The organism is Ancylobacter sp. TS-1 (assembly GCF_009223885.1).
Taxonomy (GTDB): Bacteria; Pseudomonadota; Alphaproteobacteria; order Rhizobiales; family Xanthobacteraceae; genus Ancylobacter.
In genome coordinates, this window is record NZ_CP045144.1 from 3,428,970 (window position 1) to 3,445,491 (window position 16,522).

The 16,522-nt window shown below is 68.2% G+C and carries 16 protein-coding genes; 10 read left to right on the top strand and 6 right to left on the bottom strand.

Translation table 11 applies throughout. The annotated features are described in order from the left end of the window. The first annotated feature begins 17 nt into the window (after positions 1-17). A complete protein-coding gene (locus tag GBB76_RS16040) occupies positions 18-866 on the top strand; it encodes a molybdopterin-synthase adenylyltransferase MoeB (RefSeq protein WP_202911121.1) in 849 nt (282 codons plus the stop codon). A 137-nt stretch (positions 867-1,003) separates the two neighbouring features. On the opposite strand, the gene GBB76_RS16045 is transcribed toward GBB76_RS16040, so the two are convergent. Next, entirely contained in the window at positions 1,004-2,005 is a 1,002-nt protein-coding gene (locus GBB76_RS16045; RefSeq protein ID WP_152304235.1) for a D-glycerate dehydrogenase, read from the bottom strand. Positions 2,006-2,226: 221 nt separating this feature from the next. Here GBB76_RS16045 and GBB76_RS16050 point away from each other — a divergent pair, with 221 nt between their 5' ends. Next, positions 2,227-2,766, top strand: coding sequence for an SH3 domain-containing protein (locus GBB76_RS16050; protein WP_371717118.1), 540 nt, complete (start codon positions 2,227-2,229; stop codon positions 2,764-2,766). Between the two features lie 3 nt (positions 2,767-2,769). On the opposite strand, the gene GBB76_RS16055 is transcribed toward GBB76_RS16050, so the two are convergent. Next, the gene (locus GBB76_RS16055; protein WP_152304237.1) at positions 2,770-3,183 is read right to left on the bottom strand and encodes a tautomerase family protein; all 414 of its coding nucleotides are present in this window, start codon (positions 3,181-3,183) and stop codon (positions 2,770-2,772) included. A gap of 93 nt (positions 3,184-3,276) precedes the next feature. On the opposite strand from GBB76_RS16055, the gene GBB76_RS16060 reads away from it, so the two are divergent. Further along, positions 3,277-4,125: a LysR family transcriptional regulator gene (locus GBB76_RS16060; protein WP_152304238.1), complete on the top strand. Its 849-nt coding sequence runs from the start codon at positions 3,277-3,279 to the stop codon at positions 4,123-4,125. A 61-nt stretch (positions 4,126-4,186) separates the two neighbouring features. Here the strand turns inward: GBB76_RS16060 and GBB76_RS16065 are convergent, their stop codons facing one another. Both GBB76_RS16065 and irrA read right to left on the bottom strand, forming a co-directional pair. Then, positions 4,187-4,606, bottom strand: a complete 420-nt coding sequence (locus GBB76_RS16065; protein WP_152304239.1) for a hypothetical protein — start codon at positions 4,604-4,606, stop codon at positions 4,187-4,189. Positions 4,607-4,729: 123 nt separating this feature from the next. Continuing rightward, positions 4,730-5,260, bottom strand: coding sequence for an iron response transcriptional regulator IrrA (irrA, locus tag GBB76_RS16070; RefSeq protein WP_152304240.1), 531 nt, complete (start codon positions 5,258-5,260; stop codon positions 4,730-4,732). Positions 5,261-5,695: 435 nt separating this feature from the next. On the opposite strand from irrA, the gene fabA reads away from it, so the two are divergent. The 3 genes from fabA (at position 5,696) to fabI (ending at position 8,357) form a co-directional block, all read left to right on the top strand. After that, positions 5,696-6,202, top strand: a complete 507-nt coding sequence (gene fabA, locus GBB76_RS16075; RefSeq protein ID WP_152304922.1) for a 3-hydroxyacyl-[acyl-carrier-protein] dehydratase FabA — start codon at positions 5,696-5,698, stop codon at positions 6,200-6,202. A 65-nt stretch (positions 6,203-6,267) separates the two neighbouring features. Then, positions 6,268-7,494 carry a beta-ketoacyl-ACP synthase I gene (fabB, locus tag GBB76_RS16080; protein WP_152304241.1) on the top strand — a complete coding sequence of 409 codons (1,227 nt, stop codon included), beginning with the start codon at positions 6,268-6,270 and terminating at the stop codon, positions 7,492-7,494. Between the two features lie 26 nt (positions 7,495-7,520). Then, complete coding sequence (fabI, locus tag GBB76_RS16085) at positions 7,521-8,357, top strand: enoyl-ACP reductase FabI (RefSeq protein WP_152304242.1); 837 nt, start codon at positions 7,521-7,523, stop codon at positions 8,355-8,357. 154 nt (positions 8,358-8,511) lie between these two features. Here fabI and GBB76_RS16090 read toward each other — a convergent pair whose 3' ends face one another. Together GBB76_RS16090 and GBB76_RS16095 are read right to left on the bottom strand one after the other, a co-directional pair. After that, positions 8,512-9,363: a prephenate dehydratase gene (locus GBB76_RS16090; protein WP_152304243.1), complete on the bottom strand. Its 852-nt coding sequence runs from the start codon at positions 9,361-9,363 to the stop codon at positions 8,512-8,514. Further along, positions 9,360-10,136, bottom strand: coding sequence for a 3-deoxy-manno-octulosonate cytidylyltransferase (locus GBB76_RS16095; RefSeq protein WP_152304244.1), 777 nt, complete (start codon positions 10,134-10,136; stop codon positions 9,360-9,362). The genes GBB76_RS16090 and GBB76_RS16095 overlap by 4 nt, the downstream gene beginning before the upstream one ends. Positions 10,137-10,357: 221 nt before the next feature. Between GBB76_RS16095 and GBB76_RS16100 the strand changes: the two genes are divergently transcribed. The 4 genes from GBB76_RS16100 (at position 10,358) to GBB76_RS16115 (ending at position 16,520) form a co-directional block, all read left to right on the top strand. Further along, the gene (locus tag GBB76_RS16100; protein WP_152304245.1) at positions 10,358-11,080 is read left to right on the top strand and encodes a cytochrome c family protein; all 723 of its coding nucleotides are present in this window, start codon (positions 10,358-10,360) and stop codon (positions 11,078-11,080) included. A 237-nt stretch (positions 11,081-11,317) separates the two neighbouring features. Beyond that, positions 11,318-13,216, top strand: coding sequence for an extracellular solute-binding protein (locus tag GBB76_RS16105; RefSeq protein WP_202911253.1), 1,899 nt, complete (start codon positions 11,318-11,320; stop codon positions 13,214-13,216). Between the two features lie 224 nt (positions 13,217-13,440). Beyond that, positions 13,441-15,261 carry an extracellular solute-binding protein gene (locus GBB76_RS16110; RefSeq protein ID WP_246668956.1) on the top strand — a complete coding sequence of 607 codons (1,821 nt, stop codon included), beginning with the start codon at positions 13,441-13,443 and terminating at the stop codon, positions 15,259-15,261. A 152-nt stretch (positions 15,262-15,413) separates the two neighbouring features. Continuing rightward, entirely contained in the window at positions 15,414-16,520 is a 1,107-nt protein-coding gene (locus GBB76_RS16115; protein WP_152304247.1) for a microcin C ABC transporter permease YejB, read from the top strand. Positions 16,521-16,522: the final 2 nt, after the last annotated feature.

Here is a 16,522-nt window from a genome sequence, read left to right on the forward strand (position 1 = left end):
GCTATATAGCGGCGGTGATGAGCACCGATGCCCCCGCCTCCACCCCCGCCGCGCGAAAGCCCTTCTTCTCGGCCGAGGAGGTGGAGCGCTATGCGCGCCATCTCGTGCTCGGCGAGATCGGCGGGCCGGGCCAGCAGAAGCTGAAGAAGGCGAGCATGCTGGTGGTCGGGGCCGGCGGCCTCGGCGCGCCGGCGCTGGTCTATCTCGCCGCTGCCGGCGTCGGCCGGCTCGTGGTGGTCGACGACGACGTGGTGTCGCTGTCCAACCTGCAGCGGCAGGTCATCCACACCACGGCGGATATCGGCCGCTCGAAGATCGAGAGCGCCGCCGACTTCATCGCCGCGCTCAACCCGCATGTCGTGGTCGAGGGCATCGCCGGCCGCATCGACGCCGCCAACGCGCTTGAGATGATCGCCGACGTCGACGTGGTGATCGACGGCTCGGACAATTTTTCCACGCGCTACCTTGTCTCGGATGCCTGCGCGCTGGCGGGGAAGCCGCTGGTGACGGCGGCGCTGGGCCGCTTCGACGCTACGGTGACGACGCTGCGCCCGCACGAGAAGGGGCCGGACGGCACGCCGAACCCGACCTATCGCTGCCTGTTCCCCGAGCCGCCGCCGGCCGGCACGGTACCGAGCTGCGCGGAGGCGGGCATCCTCGGCGCGCTGGCCGGCGTGGCGGGTTCGCTGGTGGCGCTGGAGGCGATCCGTGCCGTCGTGCCCTTCGGCGAGAGCCTTGTCGGCCGCCTGCTGATGATCGACACCAAGTCGATGCGCTTCGAGACGCTTAGCTATGGCTGGGACCCGGACAACCCGCTCACCGGGAAAAATCCGACGATCACGGATCTGTCGGGGCACGTCAGGTAGCGCCTCATCGCTCCGCTGGCGTCGTCATCCCGGCCGAAGGCGCAGCCGCAGAGCCGGGATCGCTTTCCATTCGGCCTACGATCCCGGATCGGCCTTCGGCCGTCCGGGATGACGGGCAGGGACCGGCGCGCGGCCCCTCACAGCATCGCGGGCAGCACGCGGTCGGGCGGGCGATGGCCGTCCATGAAGGCGCGGATGTTCACGATCACCTTCTCGCCGGTGTCGATGCGCGCCTCGACCGTGGCCGAGCCCATGTGCGGCAGCAGCACCACCTTGCCGGAGCGGGCGAGCTTGAGCAGCTTCGGGCTCACCGCCGGCTCGCGCTCGAACACGTCGAGGCCGGCGCCGGCGATCTCGCCCGCCTCGATCATGCGGATCAGCGCGTGCTCGTCGATCACCTCGCCGCGCGCGGTGTTGACGATATAGGCGTCCGGCCGCACCAGCTTGAGCCGGCGGGCCGAGAGCAGGTGGAAGGTGCCCGGCGTGTGCGGGCAGTTGATGGACAAGATGTCCATCCGCGCCAGCATCTGGTCGAGGCTGTCCCAATAGGTCGCCTCCAGCTCCTCCTCGATATGGGCGGGGAGCGGGCGGCGGTTGTGATAGTGGATCTGCAGGCCGAAGGCGCGGGCGCGGCGGGCGACGGCCTGGCCGATGCGGCCCATGCCGATGATGCCGAGGCGCTTGCCCCAGATGCGATGGCCGAGCATCCAGGTCGGCGACCAGCCGGGCCAGTTGCCGTCGCCATTAGTAAGGAGCGCGGCGCCCTCGGTGAGCCGGCGCGGCACGGCGAGGATCAGCGCCATGGTCAGGTCGGCGGTGTCCTCGGTGAGCACGCCGGGCGTGTTGGTGATGACGATGCCGCGCTGGGTGGCGGCGGTGACGTCGATATGGTCGACGCCATTGCCGAAATTGGCGATCAGCTTGAGGTTCGGACCCGCCGCCTCGATCACACGTGCGTCGATTCGGTCGGTGAGCGCCGGCACCAGCACATCGGCGGTGGTGGCGGCCTCGATGAGGGCCGCCTGGCTCATGGGAACGTCGTCGACGTTCAGCCGCGCGTCGAACAATTCGCGCATGCGGGTTTCGATCTTGTCGGGTAGCCGGCGCGTCACAACCACCAGCGGCTTCTTGCGGGCCATGTCGCTCCCCGTACAAATCCCCGTCGCGGTCAAGCTCCCGTTAACGCTACGGGCCACACACTCGCGCCAAACCGGGCGACGCGTTCCTTAGCAGACGGGTCGACGAAACACAAAAATGCACCGATTCGGGGTGCAGGCGTGTTTCGGGGGGAGCGCCGCTTCCGGCGGACGAATGGGTGATCTGGGTGATGTTCAAAGACTGGCTTCGGGGCAGGGCGAAGCTGCGGAAAGTGTTTTGCGTTCTGGCGTTCGGGCTGCTCGTCCTCGGGCCGCCGACATCCGTGCGCGCGCAGGAAGGCGGAGCGGAGGAGGCCGGCGGGCCGGTCGGGCGCACCAGCGGGCTGCCGGTCCCACGCTTCGTCAGCCTCAAGGCCGACAAGGTGAATGTGCGCTCGGGTCCGACCCGCGACCATGCGGTGGCGTGGGTGTTCACCCGCGCCGGGCTGCCGGTCGAGATCACCGCCGAGTTCGAGACCTGGCGGCGGATCCGCGACGCGGACGGCACCGAGGGCTGGGTCTACCACTCCATGCTGTCGGGCCGTCGCACGGCGCTGGTCAGCCCGTGGAAGGGCGGCGAGCCGACCGCGCTCTATGCCGAGCCGAGCCGTTCCTCCGCCGTCCGCGCCCGGCTCGAGCCCGGCGTGCTCGGCAAGGTCGATCATTGCGACGGGCGCTGGTGCCGCTTCTTCGACAGCGGCTTCGACGGCTTCGTCGAGCAGGAACGCCTGTGGGGCGTCTATCCCGGCGAGAAGCTGGAATAGCGCCTAGCCGGGCGAAAGCGGGCGCGCGGCGATGTAGCGGCGCTCCTGGGTGAGCCCGCCATAGCCGTAGGAATCCCCGCGCGCCTCCACCACGTGAACATAGCTTTCCGGGTGGAGCGGACCGAGCAGTTCGCCCATCGCCGCGAAGGTCGCCGCGACGAAGGCGGCCTTCTCGTCCTTGGTGTTGGTGCCCTCGGTCACGCGGATATCGAGCCAGAAGCCGGAGAGGCCGTCCTCGGCGAGCGTGCGCCCGCCGCAGAACCAGGCGGCCGGATCGGCGCGCTCCACCAAAACGGCGGTGACGGACGGGTCCTTGCCGAGATGGGCGGAGGACAGCGCGGCGGCGCGGGCGGCGATGCGGGCTTCCAGCTCCGGTGCGGGAGCGAGAGCGGCGAACTTTATCTGGATCATCGGCATGGCAGCCTCCTTCGTTGGCGAGGAGGATTGTCTAAGTCGTTCGATGAGATAATATAATCATATCAATTTAACTATCAGTGATAACAGATTGATATGACCGAACGGCCGCTGGACCTCGAACTCGTGCAGGCCTTCGTGCGGGTGGCGGAACTCGCCAGCTTCACCCGCGCCGCCGAGGCGCTCGGCACCACCCAGGCAGCGATAAGCCTGCGGCTGCGCAAGCTGGAGGCGCGCCTTGGCCGCTCCCTGCTGGAGCGTTCGCCCCGCCATGTCCGCCCCACCGCCGACGGCGTCGCCTTTCTGGAGCGTGCGCGGCGCCTGCTGGCGGCCGACCGCGAGGCGCGAGACTGGCGGCGGGAGGCGCCGGCCCGGCTGCGGCTCGGCATCTCCGACCACACCACGGGCGACACGCTGCCGGGTCTGCTGCGCCGCGTGGCGGCCGCCTGCCCGCAGGTGGTGTTCGACGTGCGCATGGGGTTCTCGCGCCACCTGCTCGACGCCTATGATTCGGCCGAACTCGACGCGGTGGTGGTGCGCCGCGAGGGCGACCGGCGCGACGGCGAGGAGGTGCGCCGCGACGCCTATGGCTGGTTCGCGGTTCCCGAGGCCCTGCCGCCGCTGGGTGCGCCACTGCCGCTGGCGCTGCTCGCCGCGCCCTGCGGCGTGCGCGCCACCGCGACCCGCGCGCTGGACACGGCCGGGATCGGCTGGCGGGAGGCGTTCGTCGGCGGCAGCGTATCCTCGGTGGCAGCCGCGGTGGCGGCGGGGCTGGCGGTCGCTCCCCTCGCGGCCCATCTCGCCCCATCGGGTACCGCTGATGTCGGCCCGCGCCTCGGCCTGCCGCCCTTGCCGCCGGCGCGGGTGATGCTGATCGGGCGTGCGGGCGCGCCGCCGGCGGCGGAGGCGCTGCGTGCCCTTGCGGCGTTCCTGCGGGCCGGCTGAGGGCGCATGAAAAAGGCCGGTCGCGGGACCGGCCTTCGATCATCCTGAATGGCGTGCCGGCCTACTGCTTCTTCAGCGTGAAGCAGGCCACCACCTTGTTCTTGGGGTAGAGGTGATCGTAGCAGACGTCGATGGTGCCGGCGTCGCGCACATTCACGCTGTAGCGCCCGTCATCGTCGAGCATGACGCCCGCCGTGAAGCTGGGGGGCTGGAGCGCGCCGATGATGGTCTCCTTGCCGCTGCCCGAGGCCATGGTGCCGATGAAGCGTGCGCCGTGCTGCTCGGTGACGGTGTAGGTGAACTCCATGTTCTGGTCGAAGAACACCGGCCCGGGGCCGTCCGGCAGCCGGTAGGGCGTCGGGCCGATGCCCACCGCCTGGGCGGTGCCCTTCCACACGCCGACCAGATTCGGCGGCTCCTGCGCCTGAGCAATCCCCATCGTCGACAGCAGCAGTGCCGCCGCGATCGCATATGTCCGCATGACGTTTCCCCCGGAAAATTCGCGGCCGGATGCTAGCACGGGCGCTGCACCCGGCAAGCGGAGCCGCAAACGAAAAACGCCCCGGCGGAGACCGGGGCGTCGTTCATCGCAAAGGGTAAAAACTCAGGCCCGGCGCTTGGGCCGCAGCCGCACCACCACGTCGACGCGCGCCACCTCGTAGCCTTCCGGCGGCTCGGGAATGCGCTCCACCTCGACCGAGGCGCTCGGAATGTCGACGAGGTTGTTCTCGCCTTCGAGGAAGAAGTGGTGATGGTCCGACGGGTTGGTGTCGAAATAGGTCTTGGAGCCATCGACCGCCAGTTCGCGCAGCAGGCCCACTTCGGTGAACTGGTGCAGCGTGTTGTAGACGGTGGCGAGCGAGACCGGGAAGCGTGCCTTGATCGCTTCCTCGTGCAGGATTTCCGCCGAGATGTGGCGGTCGCCCTTGGCGAACAGCAGCCAACCGAGCGCCAGACGCTGGCGGGTCGGGCGCAGGCCGACGTCGCGCAGCATGTGGCGCACGTCATGGAACGGGCAGCCGGTGCGGCTGGTGCCGGCACCGTCGCGCAGGCGGGCAACCGGCAGCACGGGCTCCTCCTCGTCGATCACGACGCGGGAGATCGCTATGTTGTGGGGGCGCAGGCCTTCACTCATCTCGCATTCCGAACCATTGTAAATCGGCGCTCCGGCAGGCCCCTGGGGCTCCGGCGCGACCGATCCGCAACATGTCTTGCACCGCTGCCGGCGATGGAACGAACCTGTTCCGCTGCTTCCAGCCAATGCGTTTTTCAGCTGTTATTATATCTATACGCCACGCGCCGGGGCAATATCGGGAGCGATAATCGTAATTGTTCCAATCTGTGGCGGTGTCGGACAGGGCGCCGGAGCTTGGCGCCGGGCCTGTCATGGCCGTGACATTTTGATTGGCGTGCGGGTTGCCGCGACGGCTTTGAGCGGGCAGGACGCTGTGATAGGAAGCGCCGAGCGATCGGCGGCCTGTCGGGGCGGACCCCGGCGACCGCTGCTGGGGAGCTGGCGGCGAGGCCGCTCAAGGCAAAGAAAGTGGCAAGCGTGGGTAGCACCGATACGATGGTCGAGCGGCAGTCGAGCTTCACTTACGAGGAATTGCTGGCGTGCGGGCGCGGCGAGCTTTTCGGCCCCGGCAATGCGCAGCTTCCCGCGCCGCCGATGCTGATGTTCGACCGCATCACCGAGATTTCCGAGACCGGCGGACCGAACGGCAAGGGCCATGTACGCGCCGAACTCGACGTGAAGCCGGACCTGTGGTTCTTCGCCTGCCACTTCCTCGGCGACCCGGTGATGCCGGGCTGCCTCGGCCTCGACGCCCTCTGGCAGCTCGTGGGTTTCCATCTCGGCTGGCTCGGCGCCCCCGGGCGCGGGCGGGCGCTCGGCGCCGGCGAGATCAAGTTCTCCGGCCAGGTCCTGCCCAGCGTGAAGAAGGTGGTCTACGGCATCGACTTCAAGCGCGTGATGCGCTCCCGGCTCGTGCTCGGCATCGCCGATGGCTGGCTGGAGGCCGACGGCGAAGTGATCTATCGCGCGAGCGACCTCAAGGTCGGCCTGTTCCAGACCTGAGCCCGCGACCCTTGCGGGGCGCCGGTTCCGGCGCCATCTCGCCTGCTTTGAAAGAAAGGAAGCCTATGCGCCGTGTTGTCGTAACCGGAATGGGCATCGTCTCGTCGATCGGCAACTCGACGCAGGAGGTTCTCGCCTCCCTGCGCGAGGGCAAGAGCGGCATCACCCGCAGCGAGCGCTATGCCGAGCTCGGCTTCCGCAGCCAGGTCCATGGCGCGCCCCAGCTCGACGCCAGCGAGATCGTCGACCGCCGCGCCATGCGCTTCCATGGTGGCGGCACGGCATGGAACCACGTCGCGATGGATCAGGCGATCCGCGACGCCGGGCTCGAGGAGAACGAGGTCTCCAACGAGCGTACCGGCCTCATCATGGGCTCGGGCGGCTCCTCCACCCGCACCATCGTCGAGGCGGCGGACATCACCCGCAAGAATTCGAACCCCAAGCGCGTCGGTCCCTTCGCGGTGCCGAAGGCGATGGGCTCGACCGCCTCGGCCACGCTGTCGACCTGGTTCAAGATCAAGGGCGCGAGCTATTCCATCTCGGCCGCCTGCGCCACCACCAACATCTGCATCGGCAACGCCGCCGAGCAGATCCGCTGGGGCAAGCAGGACATCGTCTTCGCCGGCGGCTGCGAGGACCTCGACTGGACGCTGTCCTGCCTGTTCGACGCCATGGGCGCGATGTCGTCCGACTACAATGACCGCCCGGCGGTCGCCTCGCGGCCCTATGACAAGAACCGCGACGGCTTCGTGATTTCCGGCGGCGCTGGCGTCCTCGTGCTCGAGGAACTGGAGCACGCCAAGGCGCGCGGCGCGCGCATCTATGCCGAGATCGTCGGCTATGGCGCGACCTCGGACGGCGCCGACATGGTGGCCCCCTCGGGCGAGGGTGCGGCCCGCGCCATGCGGCTCGCGCTGCAGGAGGCCGGCGGCGCCGGCATCGACTACATCAACCCGCACGCCACCTCGACCCCGATCGGCGATCTCAAGGAGATCGAGGCGATCCGCGCCGTGTTCGGCGACAAGGCCCCGCCGATTTCGGCCACCAAGTCGCTCACCGGCCATTCGCAGGGCGCCACCGGCGTGCATGAGGCGATCTACTCGATCCTGATGATGCAGAACGGCTTCATCGCCGCGAGCGCCCATATCGACGAGATCGACCCCGCCTTCGCCGACATGCCGATCGTGCGCGAGCGCGTCGACCATGCCAAGCTCGGGCGCGTGCTCTCCAACGGCTTCGGCTTCGGCGGCACCAACGCCGTGCTGGTGCTGCAGCACCCCGAAGCGGCGTGAGCGCCCGAGCGGAAGGAACATCGAGCATGAGCCTGATGCAGGGGAAACGCGGCCTTATCATGGGCGTCGCGAACGATCACTCCATCGCCTGGGGCATCGCCAAGGTGCTGGCCGCGCAGGGCGCCGAACTCGCTTTCACCTACCAGGGCGAGGCGCTCGGGCGCCGGGTGAAGCCGCTCGCCGAGCAGCTCGGCAGCGATACCGTGCTCGCCTGCGACGTCGAGGACATCGCCTCGGTCGACGCCACCTTCGAGGCGCTGAAGGAGAAATGGGGCTCGCTGGACTTCCTTGTCCACGCCATCGGCTTCTCCGACAAGAACGAGTTGAAGGGCCGCTACGCCGACACCACGCGCGCCAATTTCACGCGCACAATGGTGATCTCGTGCTTCTCCTTCACCGAGCTTGCCAGGCGCGCCGCGCCGCTGATGACGAATGGCGGCTCGCTGATCACGCTGACCTATGGCGGCTCCACCCGGGTCATGCCGAACTACAACGTCATGGGTGTCGCCAAGGCGGCGCTTGAGGCAAGCGTGCGCTACCTCGCCGCCGATTACGGCCCGCAGGGGATTCGGGTTAACGCCATTTCCGCCGGCCCGATCCGCACGCTGGCGGGCGCGGGCATCGCCGATGCGCGGCTGATGTTCAACTACCAGAAGCGTCACGCCCCGCTGCGCCGCACCGTCACCCTCGACGAGGTCGGCGGCGCCGCGCTCTATCTGGTCTCGGACCTGTCCTCGGGCGTGACCGGCGAAGTGCACTTCGTCGATTCCGGCTACAACATCATCTCGATGCCGCATCCCGACGCGCTGAAGACCATCGAGGACGCCGAGGAACGCGCCGCCGGCGAAGCCGCTGCGGAGTAGGCCCTGGATGGTGCGTCATCCCGGACGGTCCGCAGGACCGATCCGGGATCGCGTGACACGCGGGGCACGGGGCACGATCCCGGCTCTCGCTGCGCTCGGCCGGGATGACGCCGACAGGGCAGCGGCCGGCGCGTGAACGCAGACGGTGCCGGGACTACGCCCTCAGCGCGATGCGGTAGGGGTGCGCGGGATAGACGCCGAGGATGCGCACTTCCTTCGAGAAGAAGGACAGTTCCTCCAGCGCCAGCCTGAGGCCCTGATCGTCCGGGTGGCCATCCACATCGGCATAGAACTGGGTGGCGAAGAACTCGCCGTCGAGCTGGTAGGATTCCAGCTTCGTCATGTTCACGCCATTGGTGGCGAAGCCGCCCATCGCCTTGTAGAGCGCGGCGGGCACGTTGCGCACGCGGAACACGAAGGTCGTCACGGTCGGGCCGTTATTGGCCGGCGCCCATTCGCCGTCCTTGGCGAGAATGACGAAGCGCGTTGTGTTGTGCGCCTCGTCCTCGATGTTCTCGGCGATGATGTCGAGCCCGTAGATCTCCGAGGCCAGCCGCGAGGCGATGGCGGCGCGGGTGACATCCTGCGCCTCGGCCACCAGCCGGGCCGAGCCGGCGGTGTCGGCGCCCACGACCGCCTTCAGCCCGAGCTTGCGGATGATGTTGCGGCACTGGCCGAGCGCCATCACATGGCTTTCCACCGTCTTCACCGTGGCGAGCGAGGCCCCCTTCACCGCCATGAGCTGGTGCGACAGCGGCAGGAAGAACTCGCCGATGATGGTGAGGCCCGATGTCGGCATCAGATGATGGATGTCCGCCACGCGGCCGGCGACCGAGTTCTCGATCGGGATCATGCCGAGATCGGCCTCGCCGTTCCGCAACTGGGCGAAGGCGTCCTCGAAGGTGGGGCAGGGCACCGCCTCGTGGTCGGGATAGACCTCGCGGCAGGCGATGTGCGAGTTCGCGCCCGGCTCGCCCTGGAAGACGATGGTGCGGCGGCTGGTCATGACGGCTTTCCTGTCGGGCTCGTTTTCAGGCTTGTTTCGCGCGCGAGGAAGGCGCGGGCCTTGTCCAGATCCTCCGGCGTGTCGACGCCGAGCGGCACGGTGTTCACGATGGCGACGTCGATCCGCATGCCGGCCTCCAGCGCGCGCAACTGCTCCAGTTTCTCGCGGCTCTCCAGCGGCGAGGGGGGCAGGGCGACGAAGCGTTCCAGCGCGGCACGCCGGTAGGCGTAGAGGCCGATATGGTGGAACAGCGGGCCCTCGCCATAGGGGGCGGTGGCGCGGGTGAAATAGAGCGCGCGCAGCCGGTCCGCCCGCAGCGGGCTGCCGACCACCTTCACCACGTTCGGGTTGGTGCGCTCATGCGGGTCGGTGATCTCGGCGGTCAGCGTGCCGATGTCGACGGCCGGATCGTCGAGCAGATCGACGGCGGCGCGGATCAGCGCCGGGTCGATGGTCGGCAGGTCGCCCTGCACGTTGACGATACGCGAGGCGCGGCCGTCCGGGTCGACCTGGCCGAGCGCCTCGAAGATTCGGTCCGAGCCGGAGGCATGGTCGGTGCGGGTCATGGCGACGGTGAAGCCGGCCTTCTCCACAGCCTGACGCACGCCCTCGTCGTCGGTGGCGACCACCACGCGGCCGATATCCGCCGCGGCGGAACGCCGCGCCACCTCGACGATCATCGGACGGCCGCCAATGTCGGCGAGCGGCTTTCCGGGCAGCCGGGTCGAGGCCATGCGGGCTGGAATAAGTATAAGTGTGTCCCGGGAGGACATTTCAGGGCCTTGTCATCGTCACGCGCGGCACCGGAGTGCCCGCCTTCAGAGTGGCGAAACGTAGCACCGCGGCGCGCTTATACGGGTTGCACGCCAACCGTCAAAATGATTAGTTCCGCCGCGCCATTGGCGGTCGACGCAGGCGGCTGTTACATTTGCGCGCGGGGCGTTGGCGGACCAGCCGGATGGTCGCCGCGCCGGGTGAGGGAGCTATAATTTCGATGGACAGCTTCGAGCTGAACAAGATTGCTGGTGCGGTGCTGGGCGTGCTCACCTTCACGCTCGGCCTGAATGTGTTCGCCGACATTCTGTTTTCCAGCCACGCGCCGGAGAAGCCCGGCTTCGAGATCGCGGTGCAAGAGGCTTCGAGCGGCGAGGCCCAGGCTGCCGCCCCGGCCGCCGTGCCGCTTCCCGTGCTCCTGGCCGCCGCCAGCGCCGAGAAGGGCGCCGCCGTCGCCAAGAAGTGCGCTGCCTGCCACAACTTCGTCGAGGGCGCCGGCGCCAAGGTCGGCCCGGACCTCTACGGCATCGTCGGCCGCCCGGTCGCCAGCGCGGCGGGCTTCGCCTATTCCGGCGCGATGAAGGCGCATGGCGGCGAATGGACCTTCCAGGACCTGTCCGACTTCATCAAGAATCCGAAGGCCGACATTCCCGGCACCGCGATGGGCTTCGCCGGCATCGCCAAGGACACCGAGCGCGCCGACCTGCTGGTCTATCTGAACACGCTCTCGCACAGCCCGCTGCCGCTGCCCAAGGCTGAAGAAGCGGCCAAGCCCGAAGCCGCCGCGCCGACCCCGGCCGCCGCTCCCGCGCCGGCGGCTCCGGCCCCCGAGGCTGCCCCGGCTCCGGCGGCTCCCGAGACGGCTCCGGCTCCTGCCGCGCCGGCCCCCGAGGCTGCGCCGGCTCCCGCCGAGCCCGCGCCCGCGGCGCCCGTCACTCCCTGATAGAAGGCGCGCCACGCCGCGCGCCTTTTCACGATCACGTCAGGCCGACGACGCAATGCGTCGTCGGCCTTATTCTTTTCCGAAGACCGCCCTTCATAGTCGCTCCCGTTCGCGGTCGTCGCCAAACGGGCAGCGTCCGGTATTGTGGAACGGATGCGCCTGTTGGCGCGCAAAAGGGATATGTGCATGCAGAACCGGCTCCGCCGCTCCGACCTCCCCGCCTCCGCCGCCCGGCCGATGCCGACGCGTCGCCTGCCGGTGCGTGGTTTGCCGGCGATTGGCGCCGCCCTGCTCGGCGCCGCCCTCTTCGGAATGTGCCTCGCTGCCGGACCGCTCGCGGCACAGGAGAACACCGCCTCCGCGCCGGCGCCGGAATGGCGGCACGGCCTCTCGCTTATGGGGCAGCCGAAATACCCCGCCGGCTTCAAGCATTTCGACTATGTGAACCCGGAGGCGCCGAAGGCCGGCCTGCTGCGGCTCTCGGTCGACGGCACCTTCGATTCGCTCAACGACATCGTGCCGCGCGGCACGCCGGCATCGGGGCTCCAGCTCATCTACGACACGCTGATGACCACCGCCTATGACGAGGTGGCCACCGAATACGGCCTGCTGGCCGAGGCGGTGAGCTTCCCGGCCGACTTCTCCTCGGTGACCTATCGCCTGCGCCCCGAGGCGAAGTGGCATGACGGCCAGCCGGTGACGGCGGACGACGTGGTGTGGTCGTTCGAGCAGGTCACCAAGAACAATCCGCGTCAGGCCTATTACTACAGCCATGTGAAGTCGGCGGCGAAGACCGGCGAGCACGAGGTGACCTTCACCTTCGACCAGGCGGGCAACCGCGAACTGCCGCAGATCGTCGGCCAGATCCGCGTGATGCCCAAGCACTGGTGGACCGGCACCGACGCCAATGGCAAGCCGCGCGACATCAGCCAGGGCACGCTGGAAATCCCGCTCGGCTCCGGCCCCTACAAGGTCAAGCAGGTGATCCCCGGCCGCTCCATCTCCTTCGAACGGGTGCCGGACTATTGGGGCGCCGACCTGCCGGTGAATGTCGGCACCAACAATTTCGCCGAGCAGCGCTACGAGTATTTCCGCGACAGCACCGTGGAACTGGAGGCCTTCAAGGGCGACCAGTACGATTTCCGCGTCGAGACCTCGGCCAAGGACTGGGCGACCGCCTACGACTTCCCGGCGGTGAAGGCCGGAAAGGTGATCCTCGAGGAATTCCCCGACCGCGCCTCCGGCTCCATGCAGGCTTTCGTGCCGAATCTGCGCCGGGAGAAGTTCCAGGATCAGCGTGTGCGCCGCGCGCTCAACTACGCCCTCGACTTCGACGGCATGAACCGCACCCTGTTCTTCGGCCAGTACAAGCGCACCTCAAGCTATTTCCAGAACACCGAACTTGCCTCCTCCGGCCTGCCAACCGGGAAGGAGCTGGAGATTCTGGAGAGTGTGAAGGACCAGGTGCCGGCCACCGTCTTCACCACGCCCTATGCCAACCCGGAAGGCTGGAGCGAGGGGCTGCGCCGCGCCAATCTGCGCGAGGCGGCCAAGCTGCTGCGCGAGGCCGGCTACGAGATCACGGGCGGCAAGCTGGTGAACGCCAAGGGCGAGCTCTTCACCATCGAGTTCCTGCTGTCGAGCCCGGCTTTCGAGCGTGTCGCGTTGTTCTACAAGCCGGCGCTGGAGCGCCTCGGCATCACGGTAAGCGTGCGCCAGGTCGATATCTCGCAATACATCAACCGCCTGCGCGCACGCGATTTCGATATCATCATCACCGGCTGGGGCCAGTCGCTCTCGCCCGGCAACGAGCAGCGCGACATGTGGGGCTCGGCCGCCGCCGACCGCGAGGGCTCCAGCAACTATGCCGGCATCAAGGACCCGGGCATCGACGCGCTGATCGAGAAGGTCATCTACGCAAAGGACCGCGAGGAGCTGGTCGCCGCTACCCATGCGCTCGACCGCGTGCTGCTGGCGCATGACTATGTGATCCCGAGTTGGAACTACCCGGCCACCCGCACCGCCCGCTGGAACCGCTTCGGCCGACCCGAGAAGCTGCCGGCCTATTCCTTCGGCTTCCCGGATATCTGGTGGTGGGACGCCGAACTCGCCGCCAAGACCGGGGGTACCCAGTGAGCGGGGCGGGAAGGGGCCCGTCGTCCTCTCGGCCCCTCGGGTCTTGCCTTCGGCAAGCCCAAGGACCGGCTCCGGCGAAGCCGGAGAGCCGGGATCGTCATCCGCTGGGCCTGACTTCGGCACGCGATCCCGGATCGGCCGTTTCGGCCGTCCAGAATGACGGCTTCGCCGTTTCCCGCCGCGCCCTTCTTGCGCTGGCGGCCGGGGCCGGATCGGCGCTCGCTTTGCCGCGCGGCGCCTTCGCGCAGGAGACCGCGCCGGCTGGCGCGCCCGCCGGGGCCGAGCGCCACGGCCTCTCGGTGTTCGGCGACCTGAAATATCCCACCGACTTCGCCCATTTCGACTATGTCGACCCCGCCGCGCCCAAGGGCGGCACCTTCTCGCAGATCGGGCCGACGGCGGCCTTCAACCAGTCCTTCCAGACCTTCAATTCGCTCAACGCCTACATCCTCAGGGGCGACGGCGCGCAGGGCATCGACTTGACCTTCGACACGCTGATGACGCGTGCCAATGACGAGCCGGACGCCATTTACGGTCTGGTGGCGCAAAGCGTGTCGGTGTCGCCCGACGGCACCGTCTACCGCTTCCGCCTGCGCCCGCAGGCGCGCTTCCACGACGGCTCGAAGCTCACCGCGCAGGACGTCGCCTTCTCGCTGAACCTGTTGAAGACCAAGGGGCATCCGATCATCGCGCAGAATCTGCGCGACCTCATCGGCGCCGAGGCCGAGGGCGACGATATCGCCGTGCTGCGCTTCGCCCCGACGCGGGCGCGCGACGTGCCGCTGTTCGCCGCCTCGCTGCCGATCTTCTCCAAGGCCTATTACAGCGTGAAGCCTTTCGACGAGAGCACGCTGGAGACGCCGCTCGGCTCGGGTCCCTACAAGGTCGGCCGCCTCGAGCCGGGCCGCTACATCGAGTACCAGCGTGACACCGGCTACTGGGGCAGCGACCTGCCGGTGAATGTCGGCGTGAACAATTTCGACGTGGTGCGCTACGAATATTTCCGCGACCGCGAGGTCGGCTTCGAGGCCTTCAAGGCGCGCACCTATTTGTTCCGGCAGGAATTCACCTCGCGCACCTGGGCGACCGGCTACGATTTTCCGGCGCTGCGCGAGGGGCGGGTGAAGCAGGCCGTGCTGCCCGACCGCACGCCCTCGGGCGCGCAGGGCTGGTTCCTCAACCTGCGGCGCCCGTATTTTTCCGATCCGCGCGTGCGCGAGGCGCTGTCCTATGCCTTCGATTTCGAGTGGACCAATAAGAACCTGATGTTCGACGCCTACCGGCGCACGACCTCGTTCTTCGAGAATTCCGACCTCAAGGCCGAGGGCCCGGCCGGCCCGGACGAGGTCGCCCTCATCGAAACGCTGGGCGGCCGCATCACGCCGGAAGAGGCGGCGGTGCTCAAGGCCGCGCCGTGGTCGCCGCCGGTCTCGGACGGCTCTGGGCAGGACCGCACGCTTCTGCGCAAGGGCACCCAGCTTCTGCGCGAGGCGGGCTGGACGATCCGGGACGGGCGCCTGGTCGACCCGCAGGGCAAGGGGCTCACCATCGAGTTCCTCGACGATGAGGGCTCGCTGGAGCGCCACACCGCGCCCTTCATCAAGAACCTCAAGCTGCTCGGCATCGAGGCGCATTTCCGCCTCGTCGATCCGCCGCAATATCAGCGCCGGCTCAACGAGTTCGACTTCGACACCACGGTGCGGCGCTTCTCGGTCTCGACGGTGCCGGGCGAGTCGCTGCGCAACTATTTCGGCTCCGTCTCGGCGAAGACGCCGGGCTCCAACAACCTGTCCGGCATTTCCGATCCGCTGGTCGACCTGCTGATCGAGCAGGCGATCGCCGCGCCGAACCGTGCCGCGCTGCGCACCGCCTGCCGGGTGCTCGACCGCCGGCTGCGGGCGGGGCGTTACTGGGTGCCGCAATGGTATTCGGCGGAGTTCCGTATCGCCTTCTGGGACGAGTTCGCCTGGCCCACGGCCGAGCGCCCGACCTATGCGCGCGCCATCCCTGAGATCTGGTCGGCGCGCACCCGCTCGGCGGGGTGAGCCCTCAAGGCGTCATCCCGGCTCTCGCTGCGCTTGGCCGGGATGACGAGCCTCACGCGAATGCCTGCATGAACGGACGTTAAGTTGACGCGGGTGCGCCCGACCGCCACCTTGAGCGCCATGGCCGACGAGGCCGGAGGAAGCCTGATCGCATGCTCGCCTATATCGTCCGACGCCTCGCGCTGATGGTGCCGACCGTCATCGGCATCATGCTGGTCTCCTTCGCGGTGGTTCAGTTCGCTCCCGGCGGTCCCGTCGAGCGGGTGATCGCGGAACTGACCGGGCAGGGCACTTCCGCCACCGCCCGCATTTCCGGCGGCGGCGGCGACTTCGGCGGCATGCCGCAGAGCGGCCCGGCCGGTGATCCGGTCTCCTCGAAATATCGCGGCGCGCAGGGGCTGGACCCGGCCTTCATCCAGCAGCTCGAGAAGCAGTTCGGCTTCGACCGGCCGGCCCATGAGCGGTTCCTGAAGATGATGTGGGACTATGCCCGCTTCGACTTCGGCCGTTCCTATTTCCGCGACATCTCGGTCATCGACCTCATCGCGGAGAAGATGCCGGTCTCCATATCGCTCGGCCTGTGGATGACGCTGATCACCTACACCATCTCGATTCCGCTCGGCATCGCCAAGGCGGTGCGCGACGGCTCGCGCTTCGACATGTGGACCTCGGCGATCATCATCGTCGGCTATGCGATACCGAGCTTCCTGTTCGCCGTGCTGCTCATCGTCCTGTTCGCCGGCGGCTCGTTCTTCTCGTGGTTCCCGCTGCGCGGGCTGACCTCGGACAATTGGGACCAGCTCTCGCTCGGCGCCAAGATCCTCGACTATTTCTGGCACCTTGCCCTGCCCATCACCGCCATGGTGCTCGGCGCCTTCGCGACCATGGCGCTGCTGACCAAGAATTCCTTCCTCGACGAGATCCGCAAGCAATATGTCGTCACGGCGCGGATGAAGGGGCTGTCGGAGCGGGCGGTGCTCTACCGCCACGTCTTCCGCAACGCCATGCTGATCATCATCGCCGGTTTTCCGGGAGCGTTCGTGGCCGCCTTCTTCTCCGGCTCGCTGCTGATCGAGACCATCTTCTCGCTCGACGGGCTCGGCCTGCTCGGCTTCGAGAGCGTGCTCAACCGCGACTATCCGGTGGTGTTCGCCAATCTCTACATCTTCTCGCTGGTCGGGCTGGTGGTGAACCTCATTTCCGACCTCACCTACACCTGGGTCGATCCGCGCATCGACTTCGACACGCGGGACGTCTGACG